The organism is Aeromonas sp. 601039, assembly GCF_049174415.1.
Lineage (GTDB): Bacteria > Pseudomonadota > Gammaproteobacteria > Enterobacterales > Aeromonadaceae > Aeromonas > Aeromonas veronii_A.
Genome location: NZ_JAAKTL010000019.1, coordinates 15,541 through 35,006 on the forward strand (window position 1 = coordinate 15,541; position 19,466 = coordinate 35,006).

The window sequence follows — 19,466 nt, forward strand, 5'->3', positions numbered from 1 at the left end:
TAGCGGCTCGCCAGCCTCACTGCACAAAGTGCCACTGCCGCAGTGCCAACGTCGGAGGCGGCCCCTGATCGTCCCCCAGATCTGCCATGCCCAGCGCCTCGTCATAGTGCACACCGCCCGCGCCACTCTCGGTCAAGTGTTTTGCCCGCACCGCCCCGTACAGACCGCCACTTCCGCTGATCTTCATCTCGGTGAGCGGGGCATAGAGAGCGGCATAGAGCGGCGTATTGCCCGACAGCTTGACCCCATCCTTGCCGCTATACGCGGAATAGATAGAGATAGCGGGCGTACCGCCAGCGGTCAGCCCCTGTTTGGCTGCCGTCACCTCGGCACCGGCCCCAAGATCGACCTTACCGCTGACGATCAGGGTCAGGCTGCTCCCCTCGCTCACCGTCAACTTGTTGCTGCCTGTCATGGTGAAATCCTTGTCGATCAGCAGCACCACATCCCCCTTGATGGTGAGACTGGCATCGGCCCCCATATTGAGGCTGTCGAGCTTGTAAATGGTCTGTTCCTTGCCAAACAGCTCCCCCTTGCCGGGGAACGGCAGCCCGGGCTTTTGCTGGTTGCTGCTGGTGACCGAGCCGGTGGCAGGATCCGTGGTCAGCACCATCTGCTGGGTGGCCCCGAGCGTCAGCGGGCCATTGATGGGCAATGTTGCAGGGGGGAACGATTTGGGCAGCGCGGCCACATTGAGCGGGTCACACACCTGCCCGGCAACAGGCGGTAGCTTGGGATGAGTTCGGTATTGGGGCTCCAGATACTTCTGATGCTTGGCATCAAGGAATGCCCCGTTCCCACCATAGTTCAACTTGTCGCCAGCAATGCTGGTGCCATGACCCATAGAAACATCCCCATTGATCGCAACAGCTCCGGCAATATGCCCCCCTTGCAAGGCAAAATTTCCACTCCCGTTCACGCTGCCCTCAACCCTGACGACCCCATCAGAGGGAGAAATGGTGATATCGCCGCCAGCAAGTACATTACCCGCAACAGGTGAAGAACCTTTCAAGGTCACCGAGCCGGTCGCCCGCACATCACCCCAGATGGGGGAGTGCCCGGCGAGCACCACATTGGCCTTGTCGCTGACGGTCGCCACCTTGGCGTTCTGTCCCTGATTAAGGGTCCCGGAAACAGACTCCTTGTACGCTCCCTTGCGCGAATCATAGCTGTCGATAAAACCGCTACCGGAAAGGCTTAGCCCTTCGCATGCCACCACCGAATCCTGAAAGATCAGATTGCCGGGCTCGCGCTTGAGGGCAAACAGCGCGTTGAGACTGGCATTGCCCTCCAGATAACGGCCATGGCTCTGCAACGCCAGTTTGCTGCCTGTAGAAGCATCCAGCTGATCGATGCGAAAGCGGCTGCCCGCCATAGCCCCTTCCCCCTTGCCTGGCACCTTCTGCACCAGTTGATCCCACTCTATCCGTGGTTCGGCGCCGAGCGCCTGATGCAGGGCGCGATAACTGTCGTTCATCCCCTGCTCGGCACTGAGCTGTGCATTGATCTTCTTGTGAAAATTGCCGCTCAGGCGGGTTTGCAGCTGGTTCTCCTGAATGCTGGTAAACACCAGCAGGCTCGACAGCAGGCTCACCACCAGCACCACCAGCAATACGGCTCCTCGCTGCCCCTGCAATCCCTTGTTCATCCTGCTCCCCCTGCACCGGATGTGGCCAGCGCTGCCGCCCAGACCGCCTTGCGGCGTGCCACCTGCACCTCTACCCCCGGCGCCAGATAGCTCGGCAGCCCTTCGGGCAAGATGCGGATATTGACCAGCGCCCCCTGCTGGCCGAATTCAAGATCCTGAAGATGGGCCAGCAACAGGCGCGGGCCATCCCCGTCATCGCAACTGAGTACCGGCGGCGTGAAGCGGTACTGCTCGGTAAAATCGGCGGTTTTCTGGTTGCCAAGGCAGGAGAGCACCGGACTGCCCCCCTCTACCTTGAAAGCCAGCGTCAGGCGATCAGGGGTGACCGCTATCAGCTGATCCGCCTGCTTGACGCTGTTGGTAAAGGTGAGAGTGGCAAAGCGCAGCACTTCGTTCGCCTGCTCCAGCGCCTTGCTCTGCTCAACCGTGCTCTTGATAGGCACGTAACCGGCAAAAATAGCCAGCATCAGCATCAGACCGAGCACCATGGAGATCATCAGCTCGACGAGACTGACACCTCGCTGTCGGAAGGGAACGTTCAGCATAGTGGCGGAAACCCTGCGTTCAGCTCAACCCGCCTGGCACCGGAGATCCGCGCATCACGCCACTCGATGGCGACCACAAAGTGGTCGCTGTAGCGACTAGGCAGCACCAGCTGGTGGCCCTCGTGCAGGGTGAAGCGGGCAAGAAAATCGCCCTGGGTGAACCGCTCCGGCTTTCGCTGCACTTCGCACAGCGAACCCCAGATCTGCTCCACACTGTTGCTCGCCTCAATCGTGGCCAACGTACTCTGCAGGCTATAGTGCGCCTGCTGCAACGAGACCACCTGCCCCTTGGCGAGACCGAGAAATACCATCACCGCCAACACCATGGAGACCATGATCTCCACCAGATTGAAACCCTGCTGGCGAGCAGGCGCGGTGTGTCTCATGAGCAGCTCCCGTGCAGCAGCTGGCCGCTCGGCGCCACACAGAGCACGCGCTGATCTCCGAGGCGATTGGCCAGAGTGATCTCGGCGTGGCTGCTACTGCCGGTTGGCGCGATCTTGATGGGGTCAAACGGCTTGATCACCACGCCGCCAGCAGGTGCTGCCGCCTGACGCAGCAACTTGCTGTCAGCCATCACCTCCCAGCCACCGTTCTCGGTGCCCTGCAGTACCACCGGCAGGGTCAGCTTGACCGCTTCGCTGCGGGCAAAGCGGTAGGCTGACGCGAGCTCGGTCGCACTGCGATCGAGTCGTTCGGCCGCGAGGCGCTGACTCATGGAGGGCAACCCGACTAGCAGCAAAATAGCGGCGATGCCGACCGTGATCATCAACTCAATCAGAGTAAATCCGCGCACGTTCATCTTATGATCCCCAGCAGTCATGGCGATTGGCCGCGCGATAACCGGTCTGATCGAGGGTCAGAGTGCCGCATTCATCCTGTTGTCGCGTCGTTGGAATGGCTTTGAGCAGATAGTCGCCAGCATCTTGCTGGCTGTAGCTGAACTGGTAAAAATCCGTGTTGGAAGGGGTGGCAAACGTGTCGGGATAACGGCCCTGTTGGGTATAGATACGTTCGAGGGCGAGCGCCTGCGCCAGCAATTGCTGCTGTGCTTCGTAACGACGTCCCTGTTGCAGATAACCCTGATACGCAGGCAACGCGATGGCCGCGAGAATGCTGACAACCGTCATGGCAATCAACAACTCGATCAGACTAAACCCCCGGCAATGGGGCCATGCCTTACAGTCGTTCACTTATCATCCTTGGCAAGTGTTGTTATTGGTCGGCCTTGGGCCGCAGATGTGATGACTTAATAATCACAAAAAATTAACTGACTCAATTGAACAACACAAAATCACCACATTCAATGTAAAAAAGATAATTATGTGATCTGTTATTAATTTATAAGCAGTTTTCGCCGCCACTAATCTCGCTAAGCAAATAAAGCTAGGCCAATCGAGCCTCCGACCCCATCCGTTATGAGCTCTTCTGCCGAGCCTTGCCAAATGGACAACAACGGAGCGAAGAGTGAAACCCAACCGTGCAACGAAAGAGTAAAAAAACTTCGGCCAATTTTTGCTATCCCTGTCCGTTTCTGGCTAGTCATGGCCCCCGAGCCCCCTTACTCTCTTGCCATCTATTCCAGCAACGCCGCCAACACCATGAATGCAAAGCCAAGCCCTGAGTCGTCACCGGATGAGGTGATCAACACCCTCAGCCGCGAACAGTGTCACGCCGCACGGCTCGCCCGCGATGCTCGCTTCGATGGCCGCTTCTTTACCGGCGTGCTCTCGACCGGCATCTACTGCCGGCCTGTCTGCCCGGCACGGCCACCGCACGAGCACAATGTGCGCTACTTCCAAAGCGCCGCGGCCGCCGAGCAGTATGGGCTGCGACCCTGCCTGCGCTGCCGCCCTGAGCTGGCCCCCGCCGCCCGTGGCGATCTGCCGGTTGAACTGGCACGTCTGCTGGCACGCATCGATCGCGGAGAGCTGGCGGAGGGCACGCTCGCCAAACTGGCCACTGAGGCAGGGATCAGCGAACGCACCCTGCGCCGCCAGTTCGAGCAACATCTCGGCGCCTCACCAAAACAGGTGGAGCAGACGCGCCGCCTGCTGCTCGCGAAACGGCTGCTGACCGAAACAGGGCTGCCCATTACCGACATCGCGTTTGCCGTCGGCTTTGCCAGCATCCGCCGCTTCAATGATGCTTGGCTCAACGCCTACGGACTGGCCCCGCGCTCCCTGCGCCAGCAGGAGCAGCACGGTGACGCGCCAGAGCACATAGGCTCGGAGCCGCGCGGCGCAACGCTGACGCTGCAGTTGCCCTACCGCCCCCCATATGATGTGGCGGCCATGCTGGCGTTCTACCGGCTGCGTGCGATCCCCGGGCTGGAGCGGGTAGATGGCGAGGTGTATGAGCGGCGCTACCAGGTCGGTAATCAGGTCGCGCTGGTGCGCATCGCGCAGGGCAAGGGGCATAGCCTGCAGCTTACCGTCCATGATCTGCCGCTCGCGGCGCTGCCCGATCTGCTCTATCGAGTGCGCCGGATGTGGGATCTCGATGCCGATATGCAGCGGATCGGTGATCTGCTCGGTCAGGATCCGCTGCTCGCCCGCTTGCAAGCGCGCTGGCCCGGCGTACGGCTGCCGGGTGGCTGGGACGAGTACGAGGTGATGCTGCGCGCCATCGTCGGCCAGCAGGTCTCGGTCAAGGGGGCCATCACCATACTCGGGCGGCTGGTGGCTCGCACCGAGGCGCAATTCGGGATGGCGCAACTGCCGCCCCCCGCCCAGTTGTGCGAACTCGATCTCGACGGTATCGGCATGCCCGGCAGCCGCATTCGTACCCTGCGCGGCGTGGCACAGGCGCTGGCCAGCGGCGAGCTGACCCTCACGACAGCCAGTGACGAGCAGTTGCTGGCGCTGCCGGGCATAGGCCCGTGGACGGTCTCTTACTGGCGGCTGCGCTGCGGGCTGGATACCGATGCCTTCCCCGCTTCCGATCTGGTGCTGCAAAAGGCACTCGGCGGCGGCACCAAGCTGCCGGTAAAAGAGGTGTTGGCGCAAAGCGCAGCATGGCAGCCGTGGCGCAGCTATGCGGCCAGCTGGCTGTGGCATGCCATGAGTGAAGCGCCCGATTTGCTACTCCGTGCCACTGGCAACAAAAACCAGCAGGATAGCCAACAACAGGAGATAACCCCATGATCCGCTACGATATCCTGCCGACCCGCTGCAGCGATCTGCTGGTCGCCATCAATGAATCTGGTCTGGTGCACGTGGACTTTGTGGCGGGCCTGCGGGCACTGCCCGATATGAGTGGCTGGCAGCAAGATCACGAAGAGCTGGCTCCCTTCCTCGCCGAATTTGACGCCTATTTTGCCGGTCGCTTGCAGCGCTTCTCCCTGTCCCTTGCCGCCCGTGGCACCGCCTTTCAGCAGGCGGTGTGGCAAGCGCTGTGCGACATCCCCTATGGCGAGACCCGCAGCTACAGCGATATTGCCCGCGCCATCGGCAAGCCAGAGGCGGTGCGGGCTGTGGGCGCGGCGAATGGCCGCAATCCGCTCTCGATCATCGTCCCCTGCCATCGGGTGATCGGCCAAAACGGCAGCCTGACCGGCTATGCGGGGGGATTGGAGATCAAAAAAGCACTGCTGGCGCTGGAGAGGGGCAATTAAAGGAGGGTAGGCAGAGAACCTGCGATAAAAAACTGCCCCTTTCCGGACGGAGAAAGGGGCTCATTGCTCAGCGTTTCAGGCTGCCCATCACATGCATTTCGCAGCGGTTGCAGTCAAAACGCAGGCGGAAGGTGTCTTTACCCATCTTGAGTTCCAGCGGCTCGGCCTTGAGACCGGGCACCTCGTTCGGGCAGAGGTTCTGGCTGTAGCGGATGCAATGCTTGGTGATCATCAGCACCACTTCCCGCTCCTCCTTGTTCGCCTCATAGGCGGGAGCGATGCGCTCCACCCCGTGTTCGCGGAAGAACTGCTCGGCGGCGCTGTTCAGCACGTTGCCAAGGTAGGAGAGACGGTGCTGGGGATAGTTGATATCCCGCAGGGCGATCCGTCGCTCGGGGCGCTGGTAGCTGGCCACCCGCGCCGCCTCTAGCGCGGCGATGCCATCCCGGCGCAAACCGTTGAGCTGTGATGCAGCGATAAACAGCGGGTGAGTGAATGCCAACTCAATCTTGCGCGCCACAAACAGGGTATTGCCGAGTTTACCAAGCTGATCACGCGCCTGCTGCAACGCCCGCTCCGGGTTGTCGGCAGGCTGTTTGTCGCAAGGCAGGGTCACCGCGGCGCTGATGCCTTGCTCGTCGGTGAGCGTGAGGTTCACGCCCTCATCGCACTCTGCCAGCACCATATCGACCCGGATGCGGCGATCCGCGCTCGCCTTCTCCAGCATCTTGCTGAACGCCTGATCGTGGTTGCGATAGATTTCTGTCCCCACCTTCAGCCCCGGCATGCGTTCTGACAGGAGTAACTGCTTACCTTCGACTTTGTTGAGACGCATCCCCACCAGCTCGTTATTCGGCTTGAAGAAGCCCAAACCGTCGCCGTTGTTGAGGGTGACCTGTTTGCCATCAATCTCGATACCGTCACGGGTCACCTTGGTGACCCGCCCCAGCGGCTCGCCCACATATTTCGGGCTTTTGGTGGAGTCGATCCCCTGCTGGCGACCATGGAGGAAGTAATCGGTGCTGCCGCGGTTGAAGCTCTTTTTGGGGTCAGGCGTGAAGCTGTAGCTGCAACGACCCGCAGAGGCAGCCACCAGATCGGAGCGACTATCCAGAATGGCGTCCAGCTTCTGGCGATACCAGGCGGTAACGTTTTTGACGTAGTCGAGCCCCTTGAGTCGCCCTTCAATCTTGAAGGAGCGGATCCCCGCCTCGATCAAGGCCTCCAGGTTGTCTGTCTGATCCATATCCTTGAGGGACAGCAGGTGGCTGTCGGCCACCAGCACTTCACCGTCCGGCTTTTGCAGCGAGCAGGGCAGACGGCAGAGCTGGGCACACTCGCCACGGTTGGCGCTGCGGCCGGTACGGGCATGGCTGATATTGCACTGGCCACTGTAGGAGACACAGAGCGCGCCGTGGATAAAGAACTCCAGCTGCACATTGGTCGCCGCGCTGATCTCGCGGATCTGAGCAAGAGACAGTTCGCGCGCCAGCACCACCTGAGAGAAACCCACATCCTGCAGAAACTTCACCTTCTCCGGCGTGCGGTTGTCGGTCTGGGTACTGGCATGGAGCGCGATGGGAGGCAAATCCAGCGCCAGCAGCCCCATATCCTGGACGATGAGCGCATCGGCACCGGCTTCATAGATCTGGTGGGTCAGCCGCCGGGCCTGCTCCAGCTCGTGATCGTGCAGCAGGGTGTTGAAGGCGACAAAGACTTGGGCACCGAAGCGATGGGCGTGGCACGCCAGCGCTTCGATATCTTCGATGGTGTTGCCCGCAGCGCTGCGGGCGCCAAAGGCAGGGCCGCCCATGTAGACGGCATCGGCGCCATGGTTGATGGCTTCGATGCCGTAGGCTAGGTTCTTGGCCGGAGCCAGCAGCTCCAACCGGTTGTTGTGGCTTAACGGGTGCTTGTTCTGGTGCATGGTCTCGGGATCAGGGCGGACAGCAAATGGGCGCTACTCTAGCCCATTCACCACCCACATGCCTTGATCCCGCTTAAGGTATCTGCGAAATACAGGATTACATAACCACCTTGAGTGCCAGCCCGAGCAGCACCAGCCCGCTCACCTTGTCGATGACAAAGGATTTGGCTTTAAGCCACGCCAGCACCGGCCCGCGCGAGAGCACCAGCGCCACCAGCACGTACCAGACGGCATCGATCCCGCCAGCGGTGAGCATCATGATGCCCCCTTCGCTCCAGCCGGTATCGGCCCGCACAAACTGGCTGAACAGGGCGATGAAGAAGACCGCCAGCTGGGGATTGAGGAAGGCCACCATAAAACCTTCAAAGGCCCCTTGCCGACCGCGCAACTGGTGCACCTCTTCACTCGCTTCACCACTGGCTGGTTTTGCCAGCAGGGCTTTCACCCCGAGCCAGGCGAGAAACGCAGCACCGCCGTAGCGGATCAGATCAAACAGGATCGGGGTCTGGGTGATCAGGATCGAGAGGCCAAGCGCGGTAACCAGCGCATAGATACCAACCCCAAGGCCATGACCGAGTGCGGTGGCAACGCCGTGCCCCTGCCCGCCCTGCACCGTGTTGCGGATGATCAGAGCCAGACTCGGCCCCGGGCTGATGGCCCCCATCACGCAGATTGCGGCCAGTGCCAGCCAACTCGTCAGTTCCATGCATTTCCTCTTTATATGCTCGATACGATGACCTGTATTCAGGGTACGGGCTGAGCCATTATGCCAGTAGTGAAAGTTATGAATAGATTCCATAACCAATGGCTATGGCACCACACAACTGACCGGGGCTAACCGCCGAGATCGAGCAGCTTGCGACTCTCGCCGACGGTACGTTGCAGGTGATCCCGCAGGAATGGGTAGGCCAGCTCGCGAAACCAGCGGTGGGCCGGATCCTGATGGTGGCGCTGATGCCACAGCAGATGATACTGCTGGTCGCGGGTAGCAAAGGGCAGGTCGACAAAGGTGAGCTCATGGCCGCAGGAGAGCTGCCAGGCGATATGAGCCGGGGTGGTCATCAGGCAATCGGTGCGCAGCAACACCTCCACTGCCGCCTGAAAGAAGGGAACTCTGGCAAACCAGCGCCGACTCAGTCCCTGCGGCGCCAACACCTGCTCCACCGGGCTGTCCTTGTCACCTCCCCCGCTCACCTGCAGGTGAGGCCAGGCGAGATAGTCATCGAGATTAAGCGTCTTGCCTGCCAGCGGGTGGTGACATCCCATCAGCACCGCCAGCCGATCTTCCCCCTGATGCAGACCACGGATCTGCTCCGGTACCTGCTCGGTGATGGTGGAGACCAGATCCAGCTCCGACTGCCACAGTTGCGGCAGCTGACGCTTGTCCCACAGGCTGTACTCCAGCGCCGCCAACGGCGCCTCTTTGGCGAGCGCGGCACAGATATCGGGCAGGATATGCTGGGCCACATAATCGGAGGAGGCGAGCCGAAATACCCGCTCGCAGCGGCTCGGGTCAAATCCGGGCGCCTCGTAGAGCCGCTCCAGCGCACCGAGAGAATCCGCCAGCTGGGCGGCCAACAGTTCGGCCCGTGGCGTCAGCAGCCAGCGTTGCCCCTCCCGCACCAGCAACTCGTCATCAAACTCGCTGCGCAACTGGGCAAGCTGCTTGCTGATGGAGGGCTGACTCAGGTGCAACAGCTCGGCGGCGCGGCTGATATTGCGGGTCTCCAGCAGCACCTTGAGGGTCGGCAACAAGTTGAGATTGGCTCTGAGCAAGGAGATACCCTCATCGGTGGTGAAACGCCTATCTTAGGGCAGAGGAGTCCCGCGTTTTAAGCAAAATTTCCAGCCATGTTCCGCGCGTTGCAGCCCTTTGCGACCAGATGGCACAGCTGAGCCCCCTGCACATAACCATGACCACAAGATGACAGTGGTTGTCTCGTACGGCATAATTGCACGATTTTCCGCCCGCGGGCGATCCACTTGAGAAGCGGTAACAAGATGAAATACGCCAATATCACCGGCTGGGGCAAATGCCTGCCTCCCTCCGTGCTGACCAACGACGACCTCAGCACCATCATGGATACATCAGACGAGTGGATCTATCCGCGCACCGGCATCAAGGCCCGCCGGATCTCCCATGTCAGCACCTCGGATCTCGCCACCCTGGCCGGTCGCCGCGCACTGGCCTGCGCCGGTCTGGAAGCGAGCGATCTCGATGGCATCATCCTGGCCACCGCCACCCCGGACAACCTGCTGCCAAGCGCCGCCTCTGCGGTGCAAAAGAAGCTGGGCGCCGTCAACGCCGCCGTGTTTGACCTCAACGCGGCCTGCACCGGTTTCGTCTACTCCCTCTCCGTCGCTACCTCGCTGGTGCAGACTGGCATGATGAAGAAGGTGCTGGTGATTGGCGCCGAGCGCCTCACCTACCTGCTGGACTGGGCACGCCGCGATACCGCCGTACTGTTTGGCGATGGTGCCGGTGCCGTGGTGATAGAGGCAAGCGAGCAGGAGTGTGGCCTGATCGCCAACAAGCTGGGCTGTGACAGCGAAGCCCGGGAGATCCTGCACGTACCAAACTTCGGTACCGATCGGGTGCGTTTTGCCGATATCGATGGCCTGTTCACCTTCAACTTCGAAGGGCCGGAGATCTTCAAACGTGCTGTGCGCGGCATGGGTGAGGCCACCAGCACTGTGCTGGCGCAGGCCGGTATTGCGCCGGAGCAGGTCGACCTGATCGTGCCGCACCAGGCCAATATCCGCATCATCGAGACCCTCGCCAAACGGATGAATGCGCCGATGGAGAAGGTGATGGTCAACATCGAAAACTACGGCAACACCTCCGCCGCTACCGTACCTATCGCCCTGTGCGAAGCGCTGGAGCAGGGGCGCGTCAAGCCGAATTCCTATCTGCTGACTGCCGCCTTCGGTGCCGGCCTGACCTGGGGCGCAGCCATCATCAAGTGGGGCGATCGTGTTACCCCTATCAACAAGTGCGAGGCCGAGTTGCCACCGTGCGACCAGAGCGCACTGGAACTGATTGCTCACGCCGTCGAAGGGTGTCAGAAGGCCCACGCCAACGAGGCCTGATCCTTATCAGGAGCCTGAATCCTCAGGCTCCTTTCTCCCACACCGTTCTCCCTCCCCCTTCGCAACACTTTTCTAACCTGACCTCTTGAGGCTCCGGCAATGCCCACCACATCCTGAGCAGAGAGCCAACTTCGGCGTGATGAGCCTGAGCGCATAAAAAAGTCCGGCGCCCCAAAGGGCGCCGGACTTTTTACTGCAACCGGAGAATCCGGTTCAGGAGGACAGATTACTCTGCGGCAGGCGCTTCGGCAGCAACCGGAGCATCAGCAGCCGGGGCTGCATCAGTCGGAGCGTTCGCTTCCTTGATGGAGAGACGTACGCGGCCCTGACGGTCCACTTCCAGTACCTTCACCTTGACCACGTCACCGATAGTCAGGTGGTCAGCCACGTTCTGAACGCGAGCATCGGTGATCTGGGAGATGTGTACCAGACCATCTTTGCCCGGCAGGATGTTGACGAATGCACCGAAATCGGCCAGACGGACAACTTTACCTTCATAGATGCGGTTCACTTCGATCTCGGCGGTGATGGCCTCAATGCGACGGATCGCTTCCATGGCAGCTTCGTTGGCCACAGCGGAGATACGTACAGTACCGTCATCATCCAACTCGATGTTGGTGCCGGTCTCTTCGGTCAGCGCACGGATCACGGAACCACCCTTACCGATCACGTCCTTGATCTTCTCAGGATTGATCTTGATGGTGTGGATACGCGGTGCGAAATCGGAGATCTGGGCACGGGGAGCCTGGATTGCTTCATCCATCACTTTCAGGATGTGCAGACGAGCACCACGAGCTTGCTTCAGCGCAATCTCCATGATCTCTTTGGTGATGCCTTCGATCTTGATGTCCATTTGCAGCGCGGTCACACCTTCGGTGGTACCGGCTACTTTGAAGTCCATGTCGCCCAGGTGATCTTCGTCACCCAGAATGTCGGACAGCACGACGAAACCTTCTTCTTCCTTCACCAGACCCATGGCGATACCGGCGACGGAAGCCTTGATCGGCACACCGGCATCCATCAGCGCCAGAGAGGAACCACAGACAGACGCCATGGAGGAGGAACCGTTGGATTCGGTAATTTCGGAGACCACGCGCACCACGTACGGGAACTCGGCGGCGCTCGGCATCACGGCAGCAACGCCGCGCTTGGCCAGACGGCCGTGACCGATTTCACGACGCTTCGGGCTACCCATCATGCCGGTCTCACCGACACAGTATGGCGGGAAGTTGTAGTGTAGCATGAAGCGATCGGCACGGTTGCCGGTCAGCTCGTCGATGTTCTGGGCGTCACGCTCGGTACCCAGGGTCGCAACGACCATAGCCTGGGTTTCACCACGGGTGAACAGGGCAGAACCGTGAGCACGGGGCAATACGCCGGTAGCGACAGACAGGGCACGGATCATTTCCGGATCGCGACCATCGATACGCGGCTCACCACGCACTACGCGGCCACGAACGATGCGGCTTTCCAGGCTGTGGAACTCTTCGCCGATCTTCTTGGCATCTTCTTCCACGCCGGAAGCGATAACTTGCTCAACCACACGACCCTTGATGGCCGCGATGGTTTCGTAACGAACAGCCTTCTCGGTGATGCGGTAGGCTTCACCCAGCTCGGCGCTCGCCAGCTCGGCAACCTTGGCTTTCAGCGCTTCGTTGACGACAGGCGGAGTCCAGTCCCACGGCTTGGTGCCGACGGCAGCGGCAAATTCGTTGATGGCGTTGATAACGGTCTGCATCTGCTCGTGACCGTATACCACGGCGCCCAGCATCACCTCTTCGGAGAGGATGGCCGCTTCGGACTCAACCATCAGTACGGCGTTGGCAGTACCGGCAACAACCAGATCCAGATCGCTCTGTGGCAGTTCGGTGGTGGTCGGGTTCAGCACATACTGACCGTTCATGTAACCCACGCGAGCAGCACCGATCGGGCCGCCAAACGGAATGCCGGAGATGGCCAGCGCAGCAGAGGCGCCGATCATGGCAACGATATCGGGGGAGACTGCCGGATTCACGGACATGACGGTGGCAACCACCTGAACCTCATTGAAGAAGCCTTCCGGGAACAACGGACGAATTGGACGGTCGATCAGACGGGAGATGAGGGTCTCGCCTTCGCTCGGACGGCCTTCACGACGGAAGAAACCACCCGGGATACGACCAGCAGCATAGGTACGCTCCTGGTAGTTGACGGTCAGCGGGAAGAAATCACGGCCGTGATCGGCCTCTTTCTTGCCTACGACGGTCACAAATACACAGGTATCGTCCATGCTGACCATAACGGCCGCAGTGGCTTGACGGGCCATCACACCGGTTTCCAGTGTGACGGTGTGTTGACCGTACTGGAATGACTTAACAATAGGATTCACGTGAATTTCCTTTTTACAATTTGGCTCTTTAAATTCGCGCACAAGTATACTTGATTCGATGCAAAAGGTAAGCGGCGACACAAATTCTGTGAGGATGGCAACAAGCCGCTAAAGAGCAATAAAAAAGGGGAACCCGGAGGTTCCCCTTTTCGCGAAATCTGATGGTCGATTAACGACGCAGACCCAGCTTGGCGATCAGAGCAGCATAACGCTCGGAATCTTTACGCTTCAGGTAGTCCAGCAGCTTACGACGCTGGGAAACCATGCGCAGCAGACCGCGACGACCGTGGTGGTCCTTGGAGTGCTCTTTGAAGTGACCTTGCAGATGGTTGATCTGGGCAGTCAGCAGGGCAACTTGCACTTCGGGGGAACCGGTGTCGTTGGCGCCACGAGCGTGCTCGGCAACGATTTGAGCTTTGATCTCAGCATTTAGAGACATGGTATTACTCCAGTAGAGTGTTTAAAGGTTCACAGCCAATCTCTAATTCAGCCGTGAAATGAGGGCGGTATGATAATCGTCCCTGCCCATTTTCGCAACGAGAAAGAAGCGAGAGAGGGAAAGAGCACGCCGATACCGCCTGAGGATCACTCCTCGTCGTGATAACGTACCAGTCGCTTGGGGGCGACGCGGCCATCATCATCAATCTCGCCAACCCCGATGAACTCGCGCTCCGGGCCGACCGTCATACGAACCTGACCGCTGTGCGGCGCACCCGCCACCTGCACGGCCTGGCCCTGATTCACATAGGCAGCCACAACAGCCAGCATGTTCACCTCGGGCAAGCTTGCCACGGCAGTATCCATCGGCAGCAACAGGGGATCCAGCTGCTCGCGCGGCGGGATGCTCTCGGCCTTGGCCTGCTCGAAAATACACTCGAGCTGCTCCAGAGTCAGCATCCGCTCGTACGGATAGCTGGCCACCTGGGTACGGCGCAACTGGGTCACGTGGGCGCCACAACCCAGCACTTCACCCAGATCATCCACCAGAGAGCGGATATAGGTGCCCTTGCTGCAGTGCACTTCAAGGCGCACTTCATCACCTTCGAAACTCAGCAGTTTGAGCTCGAATACGGTGATGGGACGGGCTTCACGCTCAATCTCGATACCTTCGCGGGCATATTCGTAGAGCGGACGGCCGTTGTGCTTGAGCGCGGAGTACATGGACGGCACCTGCATGATGGGGCCGCGGAACTGGTCCAGCGCCTCGATCAGGGTACCGACAGCCACGTTCACCGGACGGGTGGAGACCACCTCACCATCGGAGTCGCTGGTGTTGGTGCGCTCGCCCAGTTTGGCGGTCACCTCATAGCGCTTGTCCGCTTCCAGCAGATACTGGGAGAACTTGGTGGCCTCACCGAGGCAAATCGGCAGCATGCCGGTCGCCAGCGGATCCAGCGCCCCGGTATGACCGGCCTTGGCAGCGTTGTAAATCCGCTTGACCTTCTGCAACACATCGTTGGAGGTCAGGCCGGTCGGCTTGTCCAGCAGCAGAATGCCGTGCACATCACGGCCCTTGAAACGACGTCTTCGGGTCATCTCAGGCTTTATCCTCAGTCGTGTCATCCGGTGCGGATTCAGCTTCTTCGTCACGGCCGGATTCGGCCATGCGGCGCTTGTCTTCACGCACAGTCTTGGTCACCAGGTTGGAGAGACGCATCCCCTCCACCAGGGTCTGATCATAGAAGAAGCGCAACTCCGGTACCACGCGCAGACGCATGGCGCTGCCCAGCAGACTGCGAATGTAACCGGCGGCTTCCGTCAACGCCTTGAGCCCTTCCTGAATGCGCTCGGCATCATTTTCCAGCTGCAAGAAGGTGACGTAAATCTTGGCATAGTTGAGGTCACGGGACACTTCCACATCGGAAACGGTCACCATGCCGATACGCGGGTCTTTCACCTCGCGCTGCAGGATCAGCGCGATTTCACGCTGGATCTGCTGTCCGACCCGACGGGTCCGGCTGAATTCTCTGGCCATATTCTATCCTGCGATAAAAGGGGGCCGCGGCCCCCTATTTTGTCTAACGCTCGGCTTACAGAGTCCGTTGGATTTCAACAGTCTCGTAAACTTCGATCTGGTCGCCTTCGCGCACGTCGTTGTAGTTCTTGACCGCGATACCACACTCGTAACCGTTGCGAACTTCGTTGACGTCATCCTTGAAGCGGCGCAGGGATTCCAGCTCGCCTTCATAGATAACCACGTTGTCACGCAGAACGCGGATACGGTTGGAACGCTTGACCACACCCTCGGTAACCATACAGCCAGCAACGGCGCCGAACTTCGGCGACTTGAAGACGCTACGCACTTCAGCAAGACCGATGATCTCCTGACGATACTCTGGGGCCAGCTTGCCGCTCATGGCCTGCTTCACTTCGTCGATCAGGTCATAGATGACGGAGTAGTAACGCAGATCCAGGCTCTCGGATTCGATAACCTTGCGCGCAGACGCGTCGGCACGGACGTTGAAACCAACCAGGATGGCGCTGGAAGCGGCAGCCAGGGTCGCGTCGGTTTCGGTGATACCACCTACGCCGGAACCCACGATCTTCACCTTCACTTCGTCGGTGGAGAGTTTGACCAGCGCATCGCAGATCGCTTCCACAGAACCTTGTACGTCGGCCTTGATCACCACGTTCACTTCGGACACTTCGCCCTCGGTCATGTTGGCGAACATGTTTTCCAGCTTGGCCTTCTGCTGGCGAGCCAGCTTGACTTCGCGGAACTTGCCTTGACGGTAGAGCGCCACTTCACGGGCTTTCTTCTCGTCACGGACAACGGTGGCTTCGTCACCGGCAGAGGGAACGCCGGAGAGACCCAGGATTTCCACCGGCAGGGACGGACCCGCTTCCTTGATCTCGCGACCCAGTTCGTCACGCATGGCGCGAACACGGCCGTACTCGAGACCACACAGAACGATGTCGCCCTGACGCAGAGTACCTTCTTGTACCAGTACGGTAGCAACCGGACCACGACCTTTATCCAGGAAGGATTCGATCACGACGCCGTTGGCCATACCGTCAACCACCGCTTTCAGCTCCAGTACTTCAGCCTGGATCAGGATGGCTTCCAGCAGATCGTCGATACCCTGACCGGACTTGGCAGATACGTGCACGAACTGGCAGTCTCCACCCCAATCCTCGGACATGACGTTGTAACGAGCCAACTCGGTCTTGACGCGATCCGGATCCGCTTCCGGCTTGTCGATCTTGTTGACTGCCACAACCAGCGGCACACCGGCAGCCTTGGCGTGCTGGATAGCTTCGATGGTTTGCGGCATCACGCCGTCGTCAGCAGCAACGACCAGAACAACGATGTCGGTCGCCTTGGCACCGCGAGCACGCATGGAGGTAAACGCCGCGTGACCCGGAGTATCCAGGAAGGTGATCATGCCGCTATCGGTCTGAACGTGGTAAGCACCGATATGCTGGGTAATACCACCGGCTTCGCCAGCAGCAACCTTGGCTTTACGAATGTAGTCGAGCAGCGAGGTCTTACCGTGGTCAACGTGACCCATGATGGTAACGACAGGTGCGCGCGGCTTGGCTTCGGAGGTCTCGTCACGATCGGACAGTACCGCCTCTTCCAGCTCGTTCTCGCGGCGCAGCACAACCTTGTGACCCATCTCCTCAGCGACCAGCTGAGCGGTCTCTTGGTCGATCACCTGGTTGATGGTGGCCATGGCCCCCATCTTCATCATCGCCTTGATGACTTCAACGCCCTTGACGGCCATCTTGTTGGCCAGCTCGGCCACCGTGATGGTCTCACCGATGACAACGTCGCGGTTCACCACGGCAGCCGGCTTGTTGAAGCCGTGCTTCATGGCGTTCGGGGTAGCGACCTTGCCACGTTTGCCTTTACGGGCACGCGGATCACGGGAGTTGCGATCATTGCGATCATCATCGCGACGACCCGCCTTTTTCGGGGCCTTGACAGCGGCAGCGGCAGTACGACGGCTGGTCTCTTCTTTGCGATCCAGCTCGTCTTCTGCAGCTTGCGCATGCTTGTTGGTTGTCAGGTGATAATCGCTGCTCTCTTTGGCACGAGCGGCTTCTTCTTCAGCCCAGCGGGCTGCGTTCTGTTCCGCCATGATGCGAGCCTCTTCGGCTTTCTTCGCGGCGAGTTCTTCAGCTTTTTTCAAAGCTGTCTGTTCCTGTTGGCGCTTCAGTTCTTCTGCTTCGCGCTTGGCCATCTTTTCTGCCTCTTGCTGAGCTGTGCTACTGGCTGCTTTGGCGGGCTGTTGAGCCTGTCGAGCCTTTTGTTGTGCCTCGATCCGCGCCTTTTCCTCAGCTTCACGACGAGCCTGCTCAGCCTCACGGCGAGCCTTCTCTTCAGCGTCGAGGCGAGCCTTCTCTTCGGCTTCACGACGAGCTTTTTCTTCTGCTTCCAAACGCGCTTTTTCCTCGGCTTCCGCCTGACGCTGTTCTTCTTCCAGCGCCGAGCGTCTTACATAGGTGCGAGATTTGCGAACTTCCACCTGCACTTCTTTGTTCTTGCCGCCGGTTCCCTGAACACTGATGGTGCTCTTGGTCTTGCGCTGCAAAGTCATGCGGGCAGGAGCGGCGACCTCGTCACCTCCATGCTGTTTCTTCAGGTGTGCCAGCAGAGTCTGCTTTTCAGACTCGCTGACCATGTCGTCGGCCTTGCTCTTGCTGATACCGGCATCGACAAACTGCTGGAGAAGACGATCAACCGGTGTGTCGATGTCAGTGGCAAGTTGTTTGACTGATACTTCTGCCATTCATTTTCCTCCGTTTGATCTTACTTAAGACTGCTCTTCTCCGAACCAACAGATATTGCGAGCAGCCATAATGAGCTCACCCGCCTTCTCGGCAGTCAGCCCTTCAATACCAGCAAGGTCATCAATACCTTGCTCAGCCAAATCTTCCAGGGTGCCCACGCCGCGGCCCGCCAGAGCGTATGCCAGTTCACGACTCAGACCGTTCAGATTGAGCAGCTCTTCGGACGGCTCGACGCCATCAAAGGACTCCTCTTTGGCCAGCGCCTGGGTAGTCAGGGCATCTTTGGCACGCTTGCGCAGCTCTTCGACCATGTCTTCATCCAGACCGTCAATAGCCAGCAACTCGTTGACCGGTACGAAGGCGATCTCTTCTAGGGTCGAGAAGCCCTCTTCCATCAGCAGACCGGCGAAATCGTCATCGATATCCAGAGTGCTGGTGAACAGGTTCATGATGCGGTCGTTCTCGGCCTGGTGCTTGGCACGCATGTCCTCAACGGTCATCACGTTCAGCTCCCAACCGGTCAGCTGGGAGGCCAGACGCACGTTCTGACCATTGCGACCGATGGCCTGGGCCAGGTTGGCAGCTTCCACGGCGATATCCATGGTGTGGTTGTCTTCATCAACGATGATGGAGGCCACATCGGCAGGTGCCATGGCATTGATCACGTACTGGGCCGGGTTGTCATCGTACAGCACGATGTCTGCACGCTCACCGCTCAGCTCTGCGGAGACAGCTTGCACACGGGCACCACGCATACCGATACAGGCACCGATCGGGTCGATACGACGATCGTTGGTCTTCACCGCGATCTTGGCGCGGGAACCCGGGTCACGGGCAGCGCCCATGATTTCGATCATCTCTTCGCCGATCTCCGGTACTTCGATACGGAACAGCTCTTTCAGGAAGTCCGGGCTGGAACGGCTGACAAACAGCTGGGAACCACGGGCTTCTGGACGTACTGCGTAGAGCAGGCCACGGACACGGTCGCCCGGGCGGAAGGTTTCACGCGGCAGCATGTCATCACGGAAGATCACGGCTTCAGCATTGCTGCCCAGATCCAGAATGACGTTGTCGCGGTTACTCTTCTTGACCACACCACTGATGATGGTGCCTTCTTTATCTTTAAACTGATCAACTACTTGTGAACGCTCGGCTTCGCGCACTTTCTGCACGATAACCTGCTTGGCGGTCTGGGTAGTGATACGGTCGAAGGTCACAGAGTCGATCTGGTCTTCAACATACTCACCGATCTGGATTTCCGGCTGATCAATTTGTGCCGCTTCCAGGGTGATTTCAGCATAGGGGTTCTCCATCGCGGCTTGATCCGCAATGACTACCCAGCGGCGATAAGTGTCGTAGTCACCGGTCTTGCGATCGATTTCGACCCGAACTTCAATCTCGCCTTCATATTTCTTCTTGGTCGCAGTCGCCAGCGCGGTTTCCAGAGCCTGGAAGATCTTCTCGCGGGGTACCGCTTTCTCGTTGGATACTGCGTCAACGACCAGCAAAATCTCTTTATTCATATCCGATAGCCT

17 protein-coding genes are annotated in these 19,466 nt (G+C 59.5%); 3 read left to right on the plus strand and 14 right to left on the minus strand.

All coding sequences use genetic code 11. From position 1 onward, the window contains the following. Positions 1–16: 16 nt before the first annotated feature. From G5195_RS15285 to G5195_RS15305, 5 genes are read right to left on the minus strand one after another with little or no spacing between them, the layout of a single operon-like run. Complete coding sequence (locus G5195_RS15285) at positions 17–1,648, minus strand: DUF7305 domain-containing protein (RefSeq protein WP_216979365.1); 1,632 nt, start codon at positions 1,646–1,648, stop codon at positions 17–19. Next, the gene (locus tag G5195_RS15290) at positions 1,645–2,193 is read right to left on the minus strand and encodes a PilW family protein (protein ID WP_216979366.1); all 549 of its coding nucleotides are present in this window, start codon (positions 2,191–2,193) and stop codon (positions 1,645–1,647) included. The genes G5195_RS15285 and G5195_RS15290 overlap by 4 nt, the downstream gene beginning before the upstream one ends. Beyond that, positions 2,187–2,579, minus strand: coding sequence for a type IV pilus modification PilV family protein (locus tag G5195_RS15295; protein WP_159143122.1), 393 nt, complete (start codon positions 2,577–2,579; stop codon positions 2,187–2,189). Before G5195_RS15295 ends, G5195_RS15290 begins: the two co-directional genes overlap by 7 nt. Beyond that, on the minus strand, positions 2,576–2,995 hold the full coding sequence (locus G5195_RS15300; RefSeq protein ID WP_204385147.1) for a GspH/FimT family pseudopilin: 420 nt from the start codon (positions 2,993–2,995) through the stop codon (positions 2,576–2,578). Before G5195_RS15300 ends, G5195_RS15295 begins: the two co-directional genes overlap by 4 nt. Position 2,996: 1 nt before the next feature. Beyond that, positions 2,997–3,386, minus strand: coding sequence for a type IV pilin protein (locus tag G5195_RS15305; RefSeq protein WP_204385146.1), 390 nt, complete (start codon positions 3,384–3,386; stop codon positions 2,997–2,999). A gap of 408 nt (positions 3,387–3,794) precedes the next feature. On the opposite strand from G5195_RS15305, the gene G5195_RS15310 reads away from it, so the two are divergent. Next, the gene (locus G5195_RS15310) at positions 3,795–5,339 is read left to right on the plus strand and encodes an AlkA N-terminal domain-containing protein (protein ID WP_421222425.1); all 1,545 of its coding nucleotides are present in this window, start codon (positions 3,795–3,797) and stop codon (positions 5,337–5,339) included. Then, on the plus strand, positions 5,336–5,809 hold the full coding sequence (locus G5195_RS15315) for a methylated-DNA--[protein]-cysteine S-methyltransferase (protein WP_227341259.1): 474 nt from the start codon (positions 5,336–5,338) through the stop codon (positions 5,807–5,809). Before G5195_RS15310 ends, G5195_RS15315 begins: the two co-directional genes overlap by 4 nt. Positions 5,810–5,876: 67 nt before the next feature. Here G5195_RS15315 and G5195_RS15320 read toward each other — a convergent pair whose 3' ends face one another. From G5195_RS15320 to G5195_RS15330, 3 genes are all read right to left on the minus strand, one after another. Further along, positions 5,877–7,736 carry a peptidase U32 family protein gene (locus G5195_RS15320; RefSeq protein ID WP_421222369.1) on the minus strand — a complete coding sequence of 620 codons (1,860 nt, stop codon included), beginning with the start codon at positions 7,734–7,736 and terminating at the stop codon, positions 5,877–5,879. A 97-nt stretch (positions 7,737–7,833) separates the two neighbouring features. Further along, positions 7,834–8,442, minus strand: coding sequence for a LysE family translocator (locus G5195_RS15325; RefSeq protein WP_042054198.1), 609 nt, complete (start codon positions 8,440–8,442; stop codon positions 7,834–7,836). A gap of 128 nt (positions 8,443–8,570) precedes the next feature. Then, the gene (locus tag G5195_RS15330; RefSeq protein ID WP_201932889.1) at positions 8,571–9,512 is read right to left on the minus strand and encodes a LysR family transcriptional regulator; all 942 of its coding nucleotides are present in this window, start codon (positions 9,510–9,512) and stop codon (positions 8,571–8,573) included. Between the two features lie 225 nt (positions 9,513–9,737). Between G5195_RS15330 and G5195_RS15335 the strand changes: the two genes are divergently transcribed. Further along, positions 9,738–10,826 carry a ketoacyl-ACP synthase III gene (locus tag G5195_RS15335; protein WP_184234440.1) on the plus strand — a complete coding sequence of 363 codons (1,089 nt, stop codon included), beginning with the start codon at positions 9,738–9,740 and terminating at the stop codon, positions 10,824–10,826. A 226-nt stretch (positions 10,827–11,052) separates the two neighbouring features. On the opposite strand, the gene pnp is transcribed toward G5195_RS15335, so the two are convergent. From pnp to nusA, 6 genes are all read right to left on the minus strand, one after another. After that, the gene (gene pnp / locus G5195_RS15340) at positions 11,053–13,194 is read right to left on the minus strand and encodes a polyribonucleotide nucleotidyltransferase (RefSeq protein WP_216979370.1); all 2,142 of its coding nucleotides are present in this window, start codon (positions 13,192–13,194) and stop codon (positions 11,053–11,055) included. A gap of 169 nt (positions 13,195–13,363) precedes the next feature. Next, entirely contained in the window at positions 13,364–13,633 is a 270-nt protein-coding gene (gene rpsO, locus G5195_RS15345; protein WP_216979371.1) for a 30S ribosomal protein S15, read from the minus strand. A 146-nt stretch (positions 13,634–13,779) separates the two neighbouring features. After that, the gene (gene truB, locus G5195_RS15350; protein WP_245094887.1) at positions 13,780–14,730 is read right to left on the minus strand and encodes a tRNA pseudouridine(55) synthase TruB; all 951 of its coding nucleotides are present in this window, start codon (positions 14,728–14,730) and stop codon (positions 13,780–13,782) included. Between the two features lies 1 nt (position 14,731). Beyond that, positions 14,732–15,169 carry a 30S ribosome-binding factor RbfA gene (rbfA, locus tag G5195_RS15355; protein ID WP_421205886.1) on the minus strand — a complete coding sequence of 146 codons (438 nt, stop codon included), beginning with the start codon at positions 15,167–15,169 and terminating at the stop codon, positions 14,732–14,734. 55 nt (positions 15,170–15,224) lie between these two features. Continuing rightward, on the minus strand, positions 15,225–17,930 hold the full coding sequence (gene infB, locus G5195_RS15360; RefSeq protein ID WP_216951946.1) for a translation initiation factor IF-2: 2,706 nt from the start codon (positions 17,928–17,930) through the stop codon (positions 15,225–15,227). A 24-nt stretch (positions 17,931–17,954) separates the two neighbouring features. Further along, entirely contained in the window at positions 17,955–19,454 is a 1,500-nt protein-coding gene (gene nusA / locus G5195_RS15365; protein ID WP_421205885.1) for a transcription termination factor NusA, read from the minus strand. Positions 19,455–19,466 lie beyond the last annotated feature (12 nt).